The 14,652-nt window shown below is 41.1% G+C and carries 16 protein-coding genes, 1 pseudogene and 1 riboswitch; of the genes and pseudogenes, 14 read left to right on the top strand and 3 right to left on the bottom strand.

Translation table 11 applies throughout. The features are described from left to right. Positions 1 to 130: 130 nt before the first annotated feature. The 6 genes and pseudogenes from myaer_RS13255 to myaer_RS13280 all read left to right on the top strand — a co-directional run bounded on the left by myaer_RS13255 (position 131) and on the right by myaer_RS13280 (position 6,827). A pseudogene (locus myaer_RS13255) lies at positions 131 to 1,205 on the top strand (ParA family protein). Next, positions 1,189 to 1,950: a HEPN domain-containing protein gene (locus myaer_RS13260; RefSeq protein ID WP_046662440.1), complete on the top strand. Its 762-nt coding sequence runs from the start codon at positions 1,189 to 1,191 to the stop codon at positions 1,948 to 1,950. Before myaer_RS13255 ends, myaer_RS13260 begins: the two are co-directional and overlap by 17 nt. A 146-nt stretch (positions 1,951 to 2,096) precedes the next feature. Then, a complete protein-coding gene (locus myaer_RS13265) occupies positions 2,097 to 3,815 on the top strand; it encodes an ABC1 kinase family protein (protein WP_046662441.1) in 1,719 nt (572 codons plus the stop codon). Between the two features lie 36 nt (positions 3,816 to 3,851). Beyond that, complete coding sequence (locus myaer_RS13270; protein WP_002801269.1) at positions 3,852 to 4,229, top strand: hypothetical protein; 378 nt, start codon at positions 3,852 to 3,854, stop codon at positions 4,227 to 4,229. Positions 4,230 to 4,356: 127 nt separating this feature from the next. Then, positions 4,357 to 5,694, top strand: a complete 1,338-nt coding sequence (locus myaer_RS13275) for an anthranilate synthase component I (RefSeq protein WP_046662442.1) — start codon at positions 4,357 to 4,359, stop codon at positions 5,692 to 5,694. 167 nt (positions 5,695 to 5,861) lie between these two features. Next, positions 5,862 to 6,827, top strand: a complete 966-nt coding sequence (locus tag myaer_RS13280; protein WP_046662443.1) for a permease — start codon at positions 5,862 to 5,864, stop codon at positions 6,825 to 6,827. Between the two features lie 192 nt (positions 6,828 to 7,019). Here myaer_RS13280 and myaer_RS13285 read toward each other — a convergent pair whose 3' ends face one another. After that, the gene (locus myaer_RS13285) at positions 7,020 to 7,268 is read right to left on the bottom strand and encodes a type II toxin-antitoxin system RelE family toxin (protein ID WP_046662444.1); all 249 of its coding nucleotides are present in this window, start codon (positions 7,266 to 7,268) and stop codon (positions 7,020 to 7,022) included. A gap of 59 nt (positions 7,269 to 7,327) precedes the next feature. Here myaer_RS13285 and myaer_RS13290 point away from each other — a divergent pair, with 59 nt between their 5' ends. After that, positions 7,328 to 8,317 (top strand): transposase family protein, encoded by a 990-nt coding sequence (locus tag myaer_RS13290; protein ID WP_046660511.1) that lies wholly within the window; start codon positions 7,328 to 7,330, stop codon positions 8,315 to 8,317. 102 nt (positions 8,318 to 8,419) lie between these two features. Here the strand turns inward: myaer_RS13290 and myaer_RS13295 are convergent, their stop codons facing one another. Further along, positions 8,420 to 8,629 carry a hypothetical protein gene (locus myaer_RS13295; protein ID WP_046662445.1) on the bottom strand — a complete coding sequence of 70 codons (210 nt, stop codon included), beginning with the start codon at positions 8,627 to 8,629 and terminating at the stop codon, positions 8,420 to 8,422. Between the two features lie 500 nt (positions 8,630 to 9,129). Then, a riboswitch (guanidine-I (ykkC/yxkD leader) is annotated at positions 9,130 to 9,264 on the top strand. A gap of 68 nt (positions 9,265 to 9,332) precedes the next feature. Between myaer_RS13295 and myaer_RS13300 the strand changes: the two genes are divergently transcribed. The 7 genes from myaer_RS13300 to myaer_RS13330 all read left to right on the top strand — a co-directional run bounded on the left by myaer_RS13300 (position 9,333) and on the right by myaer_RS13330 (position 14,151). After that, complete coding sequence (locus myaer_RS13300) at positions 9,333 to 10,511, top strand: agmatinase family protein (RefSeq protein WP_046662446.1); 1,179 nt, start codon at positions 9,333 to 9,335, stop codon at positions 10,509 to 10,511. Positions 10,512 to 10,517: 6 nt separating this feature from the next. Continuing rightward, positions 10,518 to 10,874, top strand: a complete 357-nt coding sequence (hypA, locus tag myaer_RS13305; RefSeq protein ID WP_046662447.1) for a hydrogenase maturation nickel metallochaperone HypA — start codon at positions 10,518 to 10,520, stop codon at positions 10,872 to 10,874. Positions 10,875 to 10,932: 58 nt separating this feature from the next. After that, positions 10,933 to 11,622 (top strand): hydrogenase nickel incorporation protein HypB, encoded by a 690-nt coding sequence (gene hypB / locus myaer_RS13310; RefSeq protein WP_012265166.1) that lies wholly within the window; start codon positions 10,933 to 10,935, stop codon positions 11,620 to 11,622. A gap of 217 nt (positions 11,623 to 11,839) precedes the next feature. After that, positions 11,840 to 12,334, top strand: coding sequence for a phosphohistidine phosphatase SixA (gene sixA, locus myaer_RS13315; protein ID WP_046662448.1), 495 nt, complete (start codon positions 11,840 to 11,842; stop codon positions 12,332 to 12,334). A 366-nt stretch (positions 12,335 to 12,700) separates the two neighbouring features. Further along, the gene (locus tag myaer_RS13320; RefSeq protein WP_046662449.1) at positions 12,701 to 13,138 is read left to right on the top strand and encodes a hypothetical protein; all 438 of its coding nucleotides are present in this window, start codon (positions 12,701 to 12,703) and stop codon (positions 13,136 to 13,138) included. Then, complete coding sequence (locus myaer_RS13325) at positions 13,135 to 13,551, top strand: type II toxin-antitoxin system VapC family toxin (protein WP_046662450.1); 417 nt, start codon at positions 13,135 to 13,137, stop codon at positions 13,549 to 13,551. The genes myaer_RS13320 and myaer_RS13325 overlap by 4 nt, the downstream gene beginning before the upstream one ends. Before the next feature lie 312 nt (positions 13,552 to 13,863). After that, positions 13,864 to 14,151, top strand: coding sequence for a YggT family protein (locus myaer_RS13330; RefSeq protein ID WP_002763635.1), 288 nt, complete (start codon positions 13,864 to 13,866; stop codon positions 14,149 to 14,151). On the opposite strand, the gene myaer_RS13335 is transcribed toward myaer_RS13330, so the two are convergent. Further along, a complete protein-coding gene (locus myaer_RS13335) occupies positions 14,148 to 14,588 on the bottom strand; it encodes a hypothetical protein (RefSeq protein WP_046662451.1) in 441 nt (146 codons plus the stop codon). The genes myaer_RS13330 and myaer_RS13335 overlap by 4 nt on opposite strands. Positions 14,589 to 14,652: the final 64 nt, after the last annotated feature.

Raw genomic sequence — 14,652 nt, forward strand, 5'->3', positions numbered from 1 at the left:
GCTAGGCATTAACACGAGGAATCCGAAGGTTAGCCCTATTCTTCCCTAGAAATCATGGCAAAATCTACTTAACCCCCACTGATGTTATAATAATGACCAAGGGCAACAATCTTCAAATATAATTAATGCCATGGTGCAAAAAATAGCTTTTTTTAATCATAAAGGTGGAGTCAGCAAAACTACAACCACTTTTAACCTTGGTTGGATGCTTGCTGAGAAGGGCAAAAGAGTAATTATTGTCGATACCGATCCCCAATGTAACTTAACTGGTATGGCTTTGGCTAAAGAAAGTGAAGATAGGGAGGAAAGACTACAAGCAATCTACAATACTTACTCTAATATTAAAACAGCTTTAGCACCTGCTTTTGAGTCTCAACCGAGATTAATTGAAGCTGTGGACTGTATTCCTATTGATGGTCGTGATCGTTTATTTCTATTGCCCGGTCATGTGGGGTTAGCTGAATATGAAGTTACCCTAGCTATTGCTCAAGAACTTAGTGGGTCAATTCAGGCTTTAAAAAATCTCCCCGGTGCGATTACATATTTATTAGACAAAACTGCCGAAAGATTTGAAGCTGACTATATTTTAATCGATATGAGTCCCAGTTTGGGGTCAATAAATCAAAATATACTGATGACCAGTAACTTTTTTATTGTGCCAACCACGCCGGATTTTTTCTCGGTTATGGCTATCGATTCTTTAGCTAAAATCTTGCCTAAGTGGCACCAATGGGCTAAGGCAGCTAGTGCTTTACCAATTCTCAAAACAGCCAACTATCCCTTTCCCGAAGTTGACCTACATTTTTTGGGAACTATTGTTCAGAACTATCGAATTATTCGTGGTAAAGAAACAAAAGCCTTTGAAAACTGGATTAACACAATCGAGGAAAATATCGGCAATAAAATGATTCCAGCCCTAGAAAAAAATGGCATGATGCTACCGAAATTTATCTACGATCAGAATGGTGTACCAGACTGCTGTACTCTAGTAAAAATTCCTAATTTTAATAGTCTTATTGCCTTATCTCAAGAGCATCAAATGCCTGTTTTTGCGCTAACTGCTGAACAATTGAAATCAGCTAAGTGGCAGGGTAAAGTGTTAGGTAAAGCCCAAGAAAAACAAGAGGACTTTAAAAGTATTTTTTCTGACTTAGCAGACAAAGTTATCGGTCTTACCTCCGAAGATTTATGCAGTTAGCCATTGAACAATTTCGCCTTAGTATTACCCGCGTTCGTGACTTGATCGCTATCCACAATTCCCTCAAATCTCAGACTACTTCCGCCCTAGATGTATCGGATATCCTCAGAGCCGCTTTAGTCCTGACTGTGAGCGCTTTAGATTATTATATTCACGAAGTGGTTACTCTAGGAATGCTAGAAATTTATCGAGGCCAACGTTCAGAACCTTCTCCCACTCCTAACAGTTCTCAATCTGCCTTTTCTCGTTTTCAAGTCTCCTTGAATGGCGCAGGACAAGAACGATTGATAGCTATTAGTATTGGCTCTTGGTTAGAGAACGAAATTCAACAAAACTACGGTTCTTTTTTTGATCAAGAATCTCGCTCAATTTCCGAGGTACTACCAATGATTGAAAATCTCCTCACCAACAAACTTAATAGTAATTATTGGCTAGAGACTGAAATTAGAGAAAACCTCAGATATAAAAGCTTTCAACAACCGGACAAGATAGCGGAGGCCATTAGATTAATTTCAGCCAAGAAATTGTGGGAAGAAGTGGCCAGCAAACTAAATAAACCAGCCAAAGATATTAAAAGCCAACTTAGCATAATTGTTGATCGAAGGAACAAAATCGCCCACGAAGCTGATATAGACCCGAGTTACGGCATTGGCAGTCGCTGGAATATCGATGAAAATCTCGTTAATGATGCCGTTACCTTTATAGAACAGCTTGTTGAAAATATCCATCAGGTACTTGAGGACATCCACTAGCCGAGAATTTCCCCGGCAGTCAAGCCATAAATACTTATGATTTCTCAAGGAATTATAACAATTATTAAATAATGTGTAGTTTTGTATACTGATGTCAGGAACTTAGATACAATATCAAGTGGCGTAAGATATATAGAGATTAGCTAGTGAGTCGGCATCAAGACAGTCAAACTGACCGGAAACGAGAAGAAACACAGTTCACTCCTTACAGTGCAGCAGCGATCGCTCAACAATACCGTTACAAATCTTGGCAATTGTTCGGCCGCGCTTTCGTGATTATTTGGTCTTTAGGATTATTTCTGCTCAGTCTCCTCTGGGACAAATGGACAAAGCAAGAAGAAGCCAATAAATACAGGCGTGCCAGCGAACTTAGGCAAATTCTCACCCGTTTAGGTCCCACCTTCATCAAAGTCGGTCAAGCTCTCTCTACCCGTCCCGACCTCGTTCGCAAAGACTTTTTAGACGAATTAGTTAAACTGCAAGACCAACTTCCCCCCTTCGATAACGACATCGCTTTTGCCATTATCGAGACAGAATTGGGGATGCCTGTAGAAAAAGCCTATCGAGAAATATCCCCCACCCCTGTGGCTGCCGCTAGTTTAGGACAGGTTTACAAAGCGATACTCCCCACCGGTGAAGAAGTAGCCGTTAAAGTGCAACGGCCCGGGCTGCGGCCGCTTTTAAGCCTTGATTTATACCTAATGCGCTGGGCTGCCCAAAAGTTCGGTCGTTTATTACCCCTCAATCTCGGCCACGACCTCACCCTGATTGTCGATGAATTCGGAACCAAACTCTTTGAGGAAATCGACTATCAAAACGAAGGTCGCAACGCTGAAAAATTCGCCACCAACTTCCAAAATAACCCCGAAGTTAAAGTTCCCAGTATCTACTGGCGTTATAGTGGTCGCCGCGTCCTCACCCTAGAATGGATTGATGGCTATAAACTCACCGATACCGAGAACATCAAAGCTTTAGGATTAGACCCCAATAATATCGTTAAAATCGGCGTAACCTCTGGATTACAGCAACTCCTTGAACACGGCTTTTTCCACGCTGATCCCCATCCGGGTAATCTTTTCGCCACCTTTGATGGTCGCATGGCCTATATCGATTTTGGCATGATGGATCAGTTAGAGGAGGAAACTAAAGAAACCCTCGCTAGTTGCGTCGTCGATTTAATTAACAAAGACTACGAAAACCTAGCCAGCAACTTTGTCAAACTGGGATTTTTAACCCCAGAAACCGATATAAAACCAATTATTCCGGCTCTAGAACGAGTTTTAGGCAATGCCATCGGTCAAAGAGTCGGTGACTTCAATTTCCGCACCATTACCGATGATTTCTCCGAATTGATGTACGAGTATCCCTTCCGGATTCCCGCCAAATTCGCCCTGATTATTCGTTCCCTCGTCACCCAAGAAGGGGCAGCCCTCACCCTCGATCCTAACTTCAAAATCGTCCAAGTGGCCTATCCCTACGTCGCTAAACGTCTCCTGACCGGGGAATCGCCCCAACTGCGCCGACGTTTATTGGATGTACTGTTCAAAGACGGTAAATTTCAGTGGCAACGCCTAGAAAACATGATTACAATGGCTCGATCGGAAAGTAACTTCGATTTACTGCCCACAGCGCAATTAGGCATCACTTTTCTTCTCTCGGAAGAAGGTCGTTATCTGCGTCGTCAATTGCTATTAGCTTTGACGGAAGATGACCGTCTCCACACGGCCGAAGTGCAACGTCTCTGGGGTTTAATTCAAGGAGAATTGCAACCGCGACGACTCTTGGATGTGGCCATGAGCGCTTTTCGGGAATTATCGGCCCAAGGTGTGGCCGCTGTCCTTCCGGGAGAAACCAGTTCGCGTTAAAGTGTTTAAGGTCAACATCGGTTAATCACTTTTTCTATGGATTATTATTTTCTGCCCCAACCGCCCTATTTTCTGGTTGTTGCCGGTTTGTTTATCGGTATTACCTGCGGGGCCGCTTTTGAAGCTAGTCTCAAGCAAGTGGTTAACAATTGGTATAAAAACAAGGGTTCAGACGATCAAAATCTTTTAAAATCCAGTTCCTTACAAATTCCTTTTATTGGTATTTGTGTAGGAATCTGTCTTTTCCTTGCCTCGGGATTAGATATATTTATTCTCAATGGTTGGGTTGCCTACGCTATCTCTCTCCCGATGACTATCTTTATCGGTGGTTTGGTTTGGAGTCAGTTAGGGGAATTATTAGGCCAATTACAGCGCGGCGGTTCTAAAGAAATTGACCTCGATTATCGGGGATAATTGGGAGGCAGCAAATATTTAGGACTAAGATCATCGGTGTTAGCAGATAGGAAAGAGCAACTTCCCCACAACTAACACCAAAACCCTAGTTATACCCAATTTACCAGCTATTTTGGCCCGCAATTAGATGCAAAAACCTTTAGCATGGCATTGGCGATCGCTACCCCTGCATCAGCGCACCGGTTCCGAGGTTTTTGCCTGCTTATTCGCCCAAGATGCGATCGCTACCTTACTAGAAAGTCCCTATCCGGGTAATTCCCTCTCCCGTTACTCTCTTTGTGCTGGTTCCCCGCGTCAGCTTTGGACCCCCGCACTGGGCGAAATTTTGCCCTTTTTAAGCAGTTTACTCCCCCAAACTCGATCGGATGTGCTTCCCGATCATCTTCCCTTCCATGGCGGTTGGTTGGGGTGGTTAGGCTACGATTTAGCTTGGGAAATAGAAAAATTACCCGACAGGAAAGCTGATACTCTCCCTTTTCCCGTCGCTTATTGGTATGAACCAGATAGTTTTGCCCTTCTCGATCACCAAGCACAAATTCTCTGGTTAGCTGCCACTAAACCCGAAGATTTAGATAAATACGAACAATCTTTAACCACTAACCCCGATTTTGAGTTCATCGATCCTCATCCCTCTCCCTTAATCTTTTATACTTCTCAACTCGACTACGAAAAAGCTGTTAAAAAAGCCTTAGATTATATCAGAAAAGGCGATATTTTTCAAGCAAATTTATCCCTAAGATTTCAAAGCACAACTAAGGCAAAAGGATGGCAAATTTACCGCAGTTTACAACAGATAAACCCTTCTCCTTTTGCCAGTTATTGGCGCACACCTTGGGGCGAAATGATTAGTTGTTCTCCCGAAAGATTGGTAAAATTAGAAAGAGGAATAGCCAGCACTAGACCAATCGCTGGAACCCGTCCCCGGGGTAAAACCGAGGCACTCGATCGACAATTGGCCGAGGAACTATTAACTAATAAAAAAGAGCGGGCCGAGCATATTATGCTAGTGGATCTAGAACGTAATGATCTAGGTAGAGTTTGTGAATGGGGATCGGTTTATGTTGATGAATTACTGACGATCGAGCGTTATAGTCACGTTATGCACTTGGTCAGTAATGTTCAAGGAAAATTAGATAAAAAGTATCATGCTATTGATTTAATTAAGGCTCTTTTCCCTGGGGGAACAATTACCGGTTGTCCGAAAGTTCGCTGTCTAGAAATTATCGAAGAATTGGAACCAGTGCGACGCAATTTATTCTATGGTTCCTGTGGCTATATTGACCTACGGGGTCATTTAGATTTAAATATTCTCATCCGTACCCTATTAATGACTACTCAAGGGAATTTAAACACCGTTTGGGGACAGGTGGGAGCGGGAATAGTTGCCGATAGCGATCCCGAAAAAGAATGGTTAGAATCCCTTCATAAAGCTGAGGCACAATTAATCGCTTTACGTTCTTTTTAATTTTTGATTTCAACAAACTAACCTATTGTTGCATCTTGCATGAGTGCCTTTTGCCTTTTGCCTTTTGCCTTTTGCCTATCCTAACCAAGAAATTAATTTGGCACGACTACTTACTTTTTACCTTATCTGCTATTTTGTAGGATAGCTTCCGATCTTGAACCCTATTCATGAATCAAATTTCTATCGCTGTTACTTTTTTTCTTAGTTTAGTCTTGACCTCGCTTCCCTTATTACTTTTGGGGACAGCCGTTTCCAGTTTTTTGCTAGTTTTCGTCAATAAACAGCGATTAGTGGCGATATTTCCCCGCAATCGACTGTTAGGAGCGATCGTTGGCAGTGCCATCGGATTAATCTTACCCGTCGGACAATACGGCACGATTCCCGTCGCTAGAAGATTTTTATTAGAGGGAGTACCCCCAGGGGTGGTGTTTAGCTTTCTCACCGCTGCACCTACCCTAAATATCGTCACTCTTTGGCTAACTTGGCAGACTTTCACCTATTCTAGTATTTTCTTCTATCGATCGCTTTCGGTCTGGTTAATGGCAATTTTTATCGGCACTCTCTTTAGTTTCTACCGGGAAAAACCCCGCACCGATAGCGAAATTCCCCTGGAATCGAGTTTAGTTCTTTCCGGGAGTTTTTTACCGGAGGAAGCAGCCAGTCAACCCCTGCAAAGAGTCGGCAGTCTTGTTTATGAGTATAAAACTAGAGATAGGCAAGCTTGGCCGATTTCTGTGCAGTTATTTCTCGATAACTTTATCGATGAAGCACTGGAATTAGGGGGATTATTAATTATAGGCTGTGCAATCGCTAGTGTCTTTCAGCTATTATTACCTCAGAGTCAATTAATTGCCTGGGGGAATACTCCCGTTACTCAAATTCTCGTGCAGTTGTTCTTTGGTTTCACCCTCGCTGTTAATGCCAGTCTTAGCACTTTTGTCCCCGGTTCTTTAATTACTAATCTGTCCGTGGGTTCCACTCTAGCTTTTTTACTGATCGCTTCCCTCATTGATATTAAAGCTTTTATCCTCCTCCTATCAGCTTTCCGTGCTAAAATCGTCCTTTATTTCGGAATTTTATGGCTGTTAATGACTTTTTTAGTGGCTCTGATCCTCGGTTTTTATCTAGGTTGAATTCCTTCCGGGTCAGAAAATTTTTCTCTTGACAAAAGCCCCTTGACATGATATTATATTCATAATGGAAAATCCGTGCGCCTACAAGCCCTATTTTCCCAAGCATTTAAACTCTAACTCATCTTGATTCTGCTTGCCCGAGTTGCCGGAACATAGTTTTATAGTTCTCACTCCACCCACCTACTGAGAGGTTCAATAAGCATCTTTTCGATGAATACTACTCAATATGATAATCAGCATTTCTTGATCTTGAATTTTGTAAATGATGCGATAATCTCCTATTCTAATTCGGTAGGTTTCATCATATCCTTTGAGTTTCTTGACTCCGCTAGGACGAGGTGTATCGGTAAGTAGTCTAATGGCAGTAATTAAGCGTTCGCGTTGTTGTTTGGGTAAGTTGTTTAGTTGTTTTTGAACTGGTTTCGGAATAGACCTCTCCATAATTTAATTAAATCACAATATATAGGATATAATAAAACAAATAGTAACTCAAAAAAGCCATGAAAAACTACACTTGGGAATACATTCAAAAATATCCGAAACAAACTAAAAGACTATTAGGAATTGACTACCAACAACTAGAACAACTGATGGCACTTGGAAAACTTATACATCGGAAAAACCAATCAGAAATCGAAAAAACCAAAATTAGGATTAATCAACCAGGAAGCGGAACACCTCCTAAATTATCAGAAGAGGAACAAATTGTTCTAATGTTGGTTTATTTAAGACATCATCTAAGCTTTCAAATCTTAGGACTAATATTTCAAGTGAGTGAATCAACGGCTCATAATATCTTTACCTATTGGCAAAAACTTTTTGAAGGAGAGTTACCGCCAAGTTTGTTAGAACAAATAAAGAAGTGCCAAGAAGAGGAAATAATAATTGAACAATTAAGGGATTATGAGTTGATTGTCGATAGCGCAGAACAGCCCGTGGAGAGGCCGACCGATTATCAAGAACAAAAAATATATTATTCGGGAAAGCAAAAAAGACATACTTTAAAAAGTCAATTTATTGTCTTGCCAAAAGCTGAAGATATTGTTGATGTAGTTATTGGTCAACCTGGTCCGACGAGCGACATAAAAATCTGTCGGCAAACTTTAAGCAAATTCGATTCTCAACAAACTTTTATTGGAGATAAAGCTTACCTAGGAGAAAATCAAATCAGAACTCCTGATAAAAAACCTAAGAATGGAGAATTAACCGAGAATCAAATTAAAGAAAATAAAGTTTTATCATCTCGGCGAATTTTTGTTGAGCATTTAATTCGAGTTGTCAAAGTATTTAAAGTAGTTCAAGAAAGATTTAGATTAAATAAAAGTCGATATAAATCGGTTTTACTGACCGTTTGTGGCTTAGTAAGGTTGAGAATTAGTGCGCTAATTTTAGAAGTAATAGAAGGGGAGCAATCAGGGGAAGTAATTGACGTTATAATTAGCCATAGTTTTCCGTCAAAATTGGATTTTGTCTCTTCAAACCCTGATTAATCGGTTTTGAGAGCTAATTTTGACTCTTGGTCTAATCTGCCTCTCTTCCTTGCTGTGACTGACTTATAAATTTTTGGAGAGGTCTAATAATAACTCTGTAGTTCACGCTTGAGTTGCCTCATATTCTTCGAGGGTTAGATAGTCTCCTGCTTGATAAGCTGATTCAGAAGCGATTATGTTAGCTTGCTCTTCTTCTGTAATTTCTATTTCAGTATGTCTTTCTTTGATAAAGAGCAAAAAGTCAAGTAATTCAGTCAAAAGGGTGTCAGGTGTCTGCTCGATTTCTTTAATTAGTTGTTCTTTGAGTGTCATAGCTTTATCAGTAATCAGTTATCAGTTATCAGTTATCAGTGAGCAGTAATCAGTTATCAGCGATTAATTCAATCATAGTCCATCATTCAATCATTCCAATCATAGTCGATGATTGGTGGTGGGTTACTGGACTAGGTAATAGGTGTAGGGGTAATTCATGAATTACCCCTACAATCGGCTAGGTTTTTCTGGATTTTGTCAAATTTTCTCTTGACAAAAGCCCCTTGACATGATATTATATTCATAATGGAAAATCCGTGCGCCTGCGAACCCTATTTTCCCAAGCATTTAAACTCTATCTTGATTCTGCTTGCCGGAGTTGCCAGAATATACTCCTATAATTCTCCATAAGGTTGACCTGGAATAGTCTTCTGATAATATATCCAAAAGTCCCTATAATATCAAATCCGTCGCTTTTTATTGAAGTTATCTAAAGCGGGAAAAATCCCTTTTATGTAGTCTATGATACTGTTTTTTGGATTGAGATCGTCTAAGGTCAAGGAAATTGCTTCTAGGGTTCCGATTTAAACTTCTTTAAATGTCAGGTCCGAGAGGAGCAAGCTAGTCTTAAATGAGCGGATCAAACATTTTTTCCGTCTAAGCTGGCTACACGGCGGGATAAAAGCCCGGGAGACTTTAAGGATAACTGTTTTGAGGCAGTGTCTTTGAAGACTCCCGGGTTATTGTATTTTGAGGTAAAATGATGTCCGAGGAATCTACTTTTCAACCCCCGCATTCAACCGAAGCTGAACAGGCCCTAGAAAAAGAACGCCATTTGCCCCTAACCGGTTGGCAACAGGAAGTTTCCCAGGGGTTAACCTACGGTTTAGAGGCGGCCGATAGTATTCGCGATCGCAGTATTCCCACCTTTTCCAGGGGTGAGTTACCCCACTATGCGGGAATTAACACCTTTATGAAGGCCCCCTATTTGGAAGATGTGCGGAATGTGGGCAATTATGACGTGGCAATCGTCGGTGTTCCCCATGATTCGGGGACAACTTACCGACCCGGAACTCGTTTTGGTCCCCAGGGAATTCGGCGGATTTCGGCCCTTTATACGCCCTACAATTTTGAATTAGGAGTAGATCTGCGGGAACAAATTACTCTCTGTGATCTGGGGGATATTTTCACCATTCCTGCTAATAACGAAAAGTCCTTTGATCAAATCTCTAAGGGGGTTGCCCATGTCTTTAGTTCCGGCGCCTTGCCGATTATTTTAGGGGGTGATCATTCCATTGGTTTTCCGACAGTGCGGGGTATTTGTCGGCATTTAGGGGATAAAAAAGTCGGTATTATTCACTTTGATCGCCATGTGGATACCCAGGAAACAGATTTAGATGAACGGATGCACACTTGCCCCTGGTTTCATGCCACCAATATGAAAAATGCTCCTGCTAAAAATCTCGTCCAATTAGGGATTGGCGGTTGGCAAGTTCCCCGTCAAGGTGTTAAAGTTTGCCGCGAGCGGGCCACTAATATTTTGACCGTCACCGACATTGTAGAACGAGGCATTGATGCGGCCGCCGAATTTGCCTTAGAACGAGCTTTAGATGGCACGGATTGCGTTTGGATTAGTTTCGATATTGATTGCATTGATGCCGGTTTTGTCCCCGGTACAGGTTGGCCAGAACCTGGCGGTTTATTACCCCGTGAAGCCTTAGCTTTATTAGGTAAAATTATCCAAAAAGCTCCCATTTGTGGTATGGAAGTGGTGGAAGTTTCCCCTCCCTACGATATTAGTGATATGACCTCTTTGATGGCTACCCGTGTTATTTGTGATGCCATGGCCCATCTGGTTATTTCAGGTCAATTACCGCGTAAAGAAAAGCCCTATTATATTCATCCTGAAGCCAATCTGGCCGTTGACGAACCTTGGCAGTAATTTCCTATGCACGAAACTGATATGACCAAGGCGTTAATTATGACAGTTCGAGATTGGTATGATAGCCAACCTGAAAAGCTCAAAATTGAAAAAATTCATCTCATGGTTGGTGAATTTACCTGTGTCGAACCGGTCAGTTTACAATTTGCCTTTGAAGTTCAAACTGATAATACTTTTCTTGCTGGTGTGGAATTAGCGATTAAAAATATTCCCCTAATTGCTTATTGTCATTGCTGCCAAAAGGATTATAAACCCCAAATTGGCCAGCAATATTCCTGCCCAACTTGTCGATCACCGATGGAGGATATTCGTTCAGGTCGAGAGTTAAAAATTGATCACATTGAATATTCTTTAGATTCTTAAACAAAGTTGGGCGATCGCTTCTACAAGTTCGATGATCAATTATTCATTCTCAACTAAAATGCACCAAACTTTTGACGCAGCCCTAGAAATTAATCTACTTCATGCCAATCAAACAGGAGCCGATCACAACCGGGAACATTTTGACGAGTGGGGCATTACCTGTTTAAACCTGATGAGTAGTCCTGGTGCGGGTAAAACTGTATTATTGGAAAAAACCCTCGCAGCCTTAAAAGATCAATTAAAAATGGCTGTTATTGAAGGAGATATGACTACAGAACTAGATGCAGAGCGCCTGAGACAATATGGAGTTCCCGTGATTGCCATTAATACGGGTCGCTCCTGTCACTTAGATTCCAAAATGGTAGCTGGGGGAATTCATCGTTTCAAAGAAGATTATAACCCCAAAGAGTTTGATTTATTGTTGGTGGAAAATGTGGGAAATTTAGTTTGTCCCGCCGAATTTGAGGTAGGGGAACACGCCAAAGTTGCTCTATTAAGTATTACTGAAGGAGAAGATAAACCCCTCAAATATCCAATTATGTTTCAAGAAGCGGATTGTCTGATTATTACCAAATTAGATCTGGCTCCTTATTTAGAGATTGATTTAAAACGTTTAGAGGCAAATGTTCGTTCTATGAATCCTGATGTAAAGATTATCGCTCTTTCTGCTCAAACAGGAGAAGGTTTAGAAGAGTGGTTAAATTGGCTAAAAAGCCAAGTCAATATTCCGAGGTTTTTGAATTGTTAATCAGTAACAGTTTTTGAGATTGATTTCTGTTTTAATTAGGCAGGTGTTAAAAATTCTCAGATTCCTTCCTTATCAAGGGGGGATCAGCACCCCCTTATTAAGGGGGACAGGGGAGATCAAAGGCAAAATCTATCTTCTATTTAATTAGAACCACTTACTTGCTAATTTATTAGTAAGCTAGAGATATTATCATCGCAAAGACCGACCCGACACTGATATGAAACTTTATTTTGTGCGTCATGGATTAGCAGGGCAATCTGGGGATTATCCCAACGATAGGGAACGTCCTTTAACCGAGGAAGGTAAGGCAAAAACTGCTAAAGTTGCCCAAAGATTAGGACAGTTGGGGGTGAAATTTGACCTAATTTTGACCTCTCCCCTGGTGCGTGCGGTGCAAACCGCCGAAATTCTCCAAAAAGCGGGTTTAAGCCGTAAAATTGAGCAATTTAATCCCCTATCTCCCAACGGCAATATTCAAGATTGGGTGCAGTGGTGGCAAAAGTCGGACTATCAGCGAGAGGAAAACGCGATCGCACTGGTAGGCCACGAACCGGATTTAGGCTATTGGACGGAAATGCTAGTTTGGGGCAAGTTTCAAGGAAAATTATCGCTCAAAAAAGCGGGAATAATTGGTCTAGAGGTTCCCAATCAACAAAATCCCCTAGGCAAGTGTCAGTTATTCTGGTTGACAGCCCCAAAATTACTCCTCTAGGAATTAACCTAGGTGTATCTATCCTTTTTGGGGACTAAGTACAGCCTTTCTCATAAAGATGAAGTATAACCTAATTTGGTATTGACGACCGGCTCCCCAAAAGGAAAACTTCCTATCTCACCATTAAGATAAATGCTGTAAATAAACCATGCCAAGAGAAAATATCTGGTATGTTGATAAGGCTATATTTTGAGCAACTTTTGTCAATTTAGCCAGATAATCAAGTTATTTTTTTGATTAGTTAGGGTAAGAACATTACTACAGCCTTGTCATCGGAGTCAGCGATGGGAATTTGGCCGCTATTGTTTTCCTAATGGCGGGTTATACTAGAAGTCAAATCCTTTCCGTTATTTATTCGTTAAAAAAATGACACGAGATACTCTACATATAAGCACTCAGGTTTTACCCGGTAATAAAATTGAAATTGCCACCCCTGAATTAAATGTGGGTGAGGTGGTTGAAGTTTTGATACTTGCCAAAACTCCTCAAAATAATCAAGATAAAAATCAATCTGATCCCTTAATAGGTTTATTTAAAAGTTACCCCGATTTAGCAACTCAATCTGAAGAAAGTGTACAAGGTTATCCAGTTTATCTAGAGCAGACGGAGGGAGATTTAGCTAAGAATGGAAAAAATATTGAGCAACTTAATAATAATTCCAATATCGGTCAAACACAGTTGGGTTTTGGAGAATTTATTCAAAAATTTCGCCAAGAACATAATCTAGAACAAAATGGTATTGAATCAGAAGAACTTTTGGAGGGAGTGCGCGATTTATCCTCGGGAAGCGAGATAATTTGGTGAATTTACGTTTTTTACTCGATAGTAATATCTTATCAGAGCCTTTACGACCTCAACCGAATACAAAGGTTATGGAAAAACTACTTGAACATCAGCAAGAAATCGCTACAGCGACAGTTGTTTTGCATGAGCTTCTATTTGGCTGTTATCGTCTTCCTGATTCAACAAAACGAAAAAATATTGAGGAATATCTCAAAGAAACTGAATTAATATTACCTTTATTATCTTATGATCACAAGGCTGCCATCTGGCACGCACAAGAAAGATCACGTCTTGTTAAATTGGGCAAAACACCGCCTTTTGCTGATGGTCAAATTGCAGCAGTTGCCTACGTTAATCAACTTATTTTAGTCACTAATAATATCTCAGATTATCGAGAATTTCAGGGACTTAAAATAGAAAATTGGCATTATTAATTCAGGGAACGTAAACCTGATAACTTCCGTCCCCTTCAAAATTTGTTAATCCTCTGTATTGTCCTCTTAATTGCACTTTTTAGACAGCAATGCACCTAAACCTATCGGAGTCTCCCCAAAAGGAAAACTTCCTATCTCACCATTCAGATAAATGCTGTATCCAGTTTTCTTACCCGGTGTCCGTCAACCGGGAGGAATGCCGATAGCTGGTTAAAACCAGTAAGACAGGGCGGAGAGAGTAACTAAAGACCATTTTTTTGGTAAGATCAAAGCTAAACTAACCATCACGCCCTCTTGAGGAAAGATTTATTTATGAGCGATATAGGGTTTATTTTGACGATAATCAACAATTTCCTGCAAATTTACTCGGTAATCCTAATTGTTAGGGTTTTACTGACTTGGTTCCAAAATGCCGGTTGGGCCTATCAGATTATGTCTTTTCTCAGTCCGATTACCGATCCCTATTTAAACCTCTTTCGCTCGATTATCCCACCCCTAGGCGGGATGGACTTGTCCCCGATTCTCGCATTCCTGCTGCTCAACGTCGTTCAGAGTGTCGTAGCCACAGGGGCCAGCAGTCTGGTCAGCAGCAGTTTCTAAATACGCGGATCCACACTACTGGTAAAACCGGAAGCTTTGAATTTTTCCAGTCGCAAGGGGGTTGGTTGATTGGTAGAAACAGAAATTCTGATCTCGAAATCACTAATCCCCGGTGGCACTTCGGGAATTGCCCCGACTCGGCTACGATTTTGTAAAGCCGGTTCCCCGTTAGCATCGTAAATCCGACCAAAAACATCGGCATCATAGACGGTTTTTCCAGAATTATTTTTAGCCTTGCCGGTGATTAAAAAACAATTAGCAGGAAAACTGGTTCCCCCACTGGTGACACTCCCCTCGGCTAATTCGGGGGGACAGTCTTTATAAGATACATCTAATAGTTGAATTGGGGTCAAAGCTTGAGCAGTAGGGATGATAAGCCAGCTAGACAGCCAGAAGAGAGCAGAAAGGAGCAAAACAGTGAGCGAGCGTGGTGTCATAGAAGAGTGATTTTACGGTATGATTTCCCCAATACTTAGATTATCGTGGATCGTCACCCTTTGA

It is taken from the genome of Microcystis aeruginosa NIES-2549 (assembly GCF_000981785.2).
Taxonomy (GTDB): Bacteria; Cyanobacteriota; Cyanobacteriia; order Cyanobacteriales; family Microcystaceae; genus Microcystis; species Microcystis aeruginosa_C.

Excerpts from the sequence above, each read along its gene's own strand:
- myaer_RS13280 (WP_046662443.1), top strand. The coding sequence starts at position 5,862 with ATGAATCAAATTTCTATCGCTGTTACTTTTTTTCTTAGTTTAGTCTTG.
- myaer_RS13275 (WP_046662442.1), top strand. The coding sequence starts at position 4,357 with ATGCAAAAACCTTTAGCATGGCATTGGCGATCGCTACCCCTGCATCAG.
- myaer_RS13320 (WP_046662449.1), top strand. The coding sequence starts at position 12,701 with ATGACACGAGATACTCTACATATAAGCACTCAGGTTTTACCCGGTAAT.
- sixA (WP_046662448.1), top strand. The coding sequence starts at position 11,840 with ATGAAACTTTATTTTGTGCGTCATGGATTAGCAGGGCAATCTGGGGAT.
- myaer_RS13290 (WP_046660511.1), top strand. The coding sequence starts at position 7,328 with ATGAAAAACTACACTTGGGAATACATTCAAAAATATCCGAAACAAACT.
- myaer_RS13285 (WP_046662444.1), bottom strand. The coding sequence starts at position 7,268 with ATGGAGAGGTCTATTCCGAAACCAGTTCAAAAACAACTAAACAACTTA.
- myaer_RS13330 (WP_002763635.1), top strand. The coding sequence starts at position 13,864 with ATGAGCGATATAGGGTTTATTTTGACGATAATCAACAATTTCCTGCAA.
- myaer_RS13335 (WP_046662451.1), bottom strand. The coding sequence starts at position 14,588 with ATGACACCACGCTCGCTCACTGTTTTGCTCCTTTCTGCTCTCTTCTGG.
- myaer_RS13300 (WP_046662446.1), top strand. The coding sequence starts at position 9,333 with ATGTCCGAGGAATCTACTTTTCAACCCCCGCATTCAACCGAAGCTGAA.
- hypA (WP_046662447.1), top strand. The coding sequence starts at position 10,518 with ATGCACGAAACTGATATGACCAAGGCGTTAATTATGACAGTTCGAGAT.
- myaer_RS13270 (WP_002801269.1), top strand. The coding sequence starts at position 3,852 with ATGGATTATTATTTTCTGCCCCAACCGCCCTATTTTCTGGTTGTTGCC.
- myaer_RS13260 (WP_046662440.1), top strand. The coding sequence starts at position 1,189 with ATGCAGTTAGCCATTGAACAATTTCGCCTTAGTATTACCCGCGTTCGT.
- myaer_RS13295 (WP_046662445.1), bottom strand. The coding sequence starts at position 8,629 with ATGACACTCAAAGAACAACTAATTAAAGAAATCGAGCAGACACCTGAC.
- hypB (WP_012265166.1), top strand. The coding sequence starts at position 10,933 with ATGCACCAAACTTTTGACGCAGCCCTAGAAATTAATCTACTTCATGCC.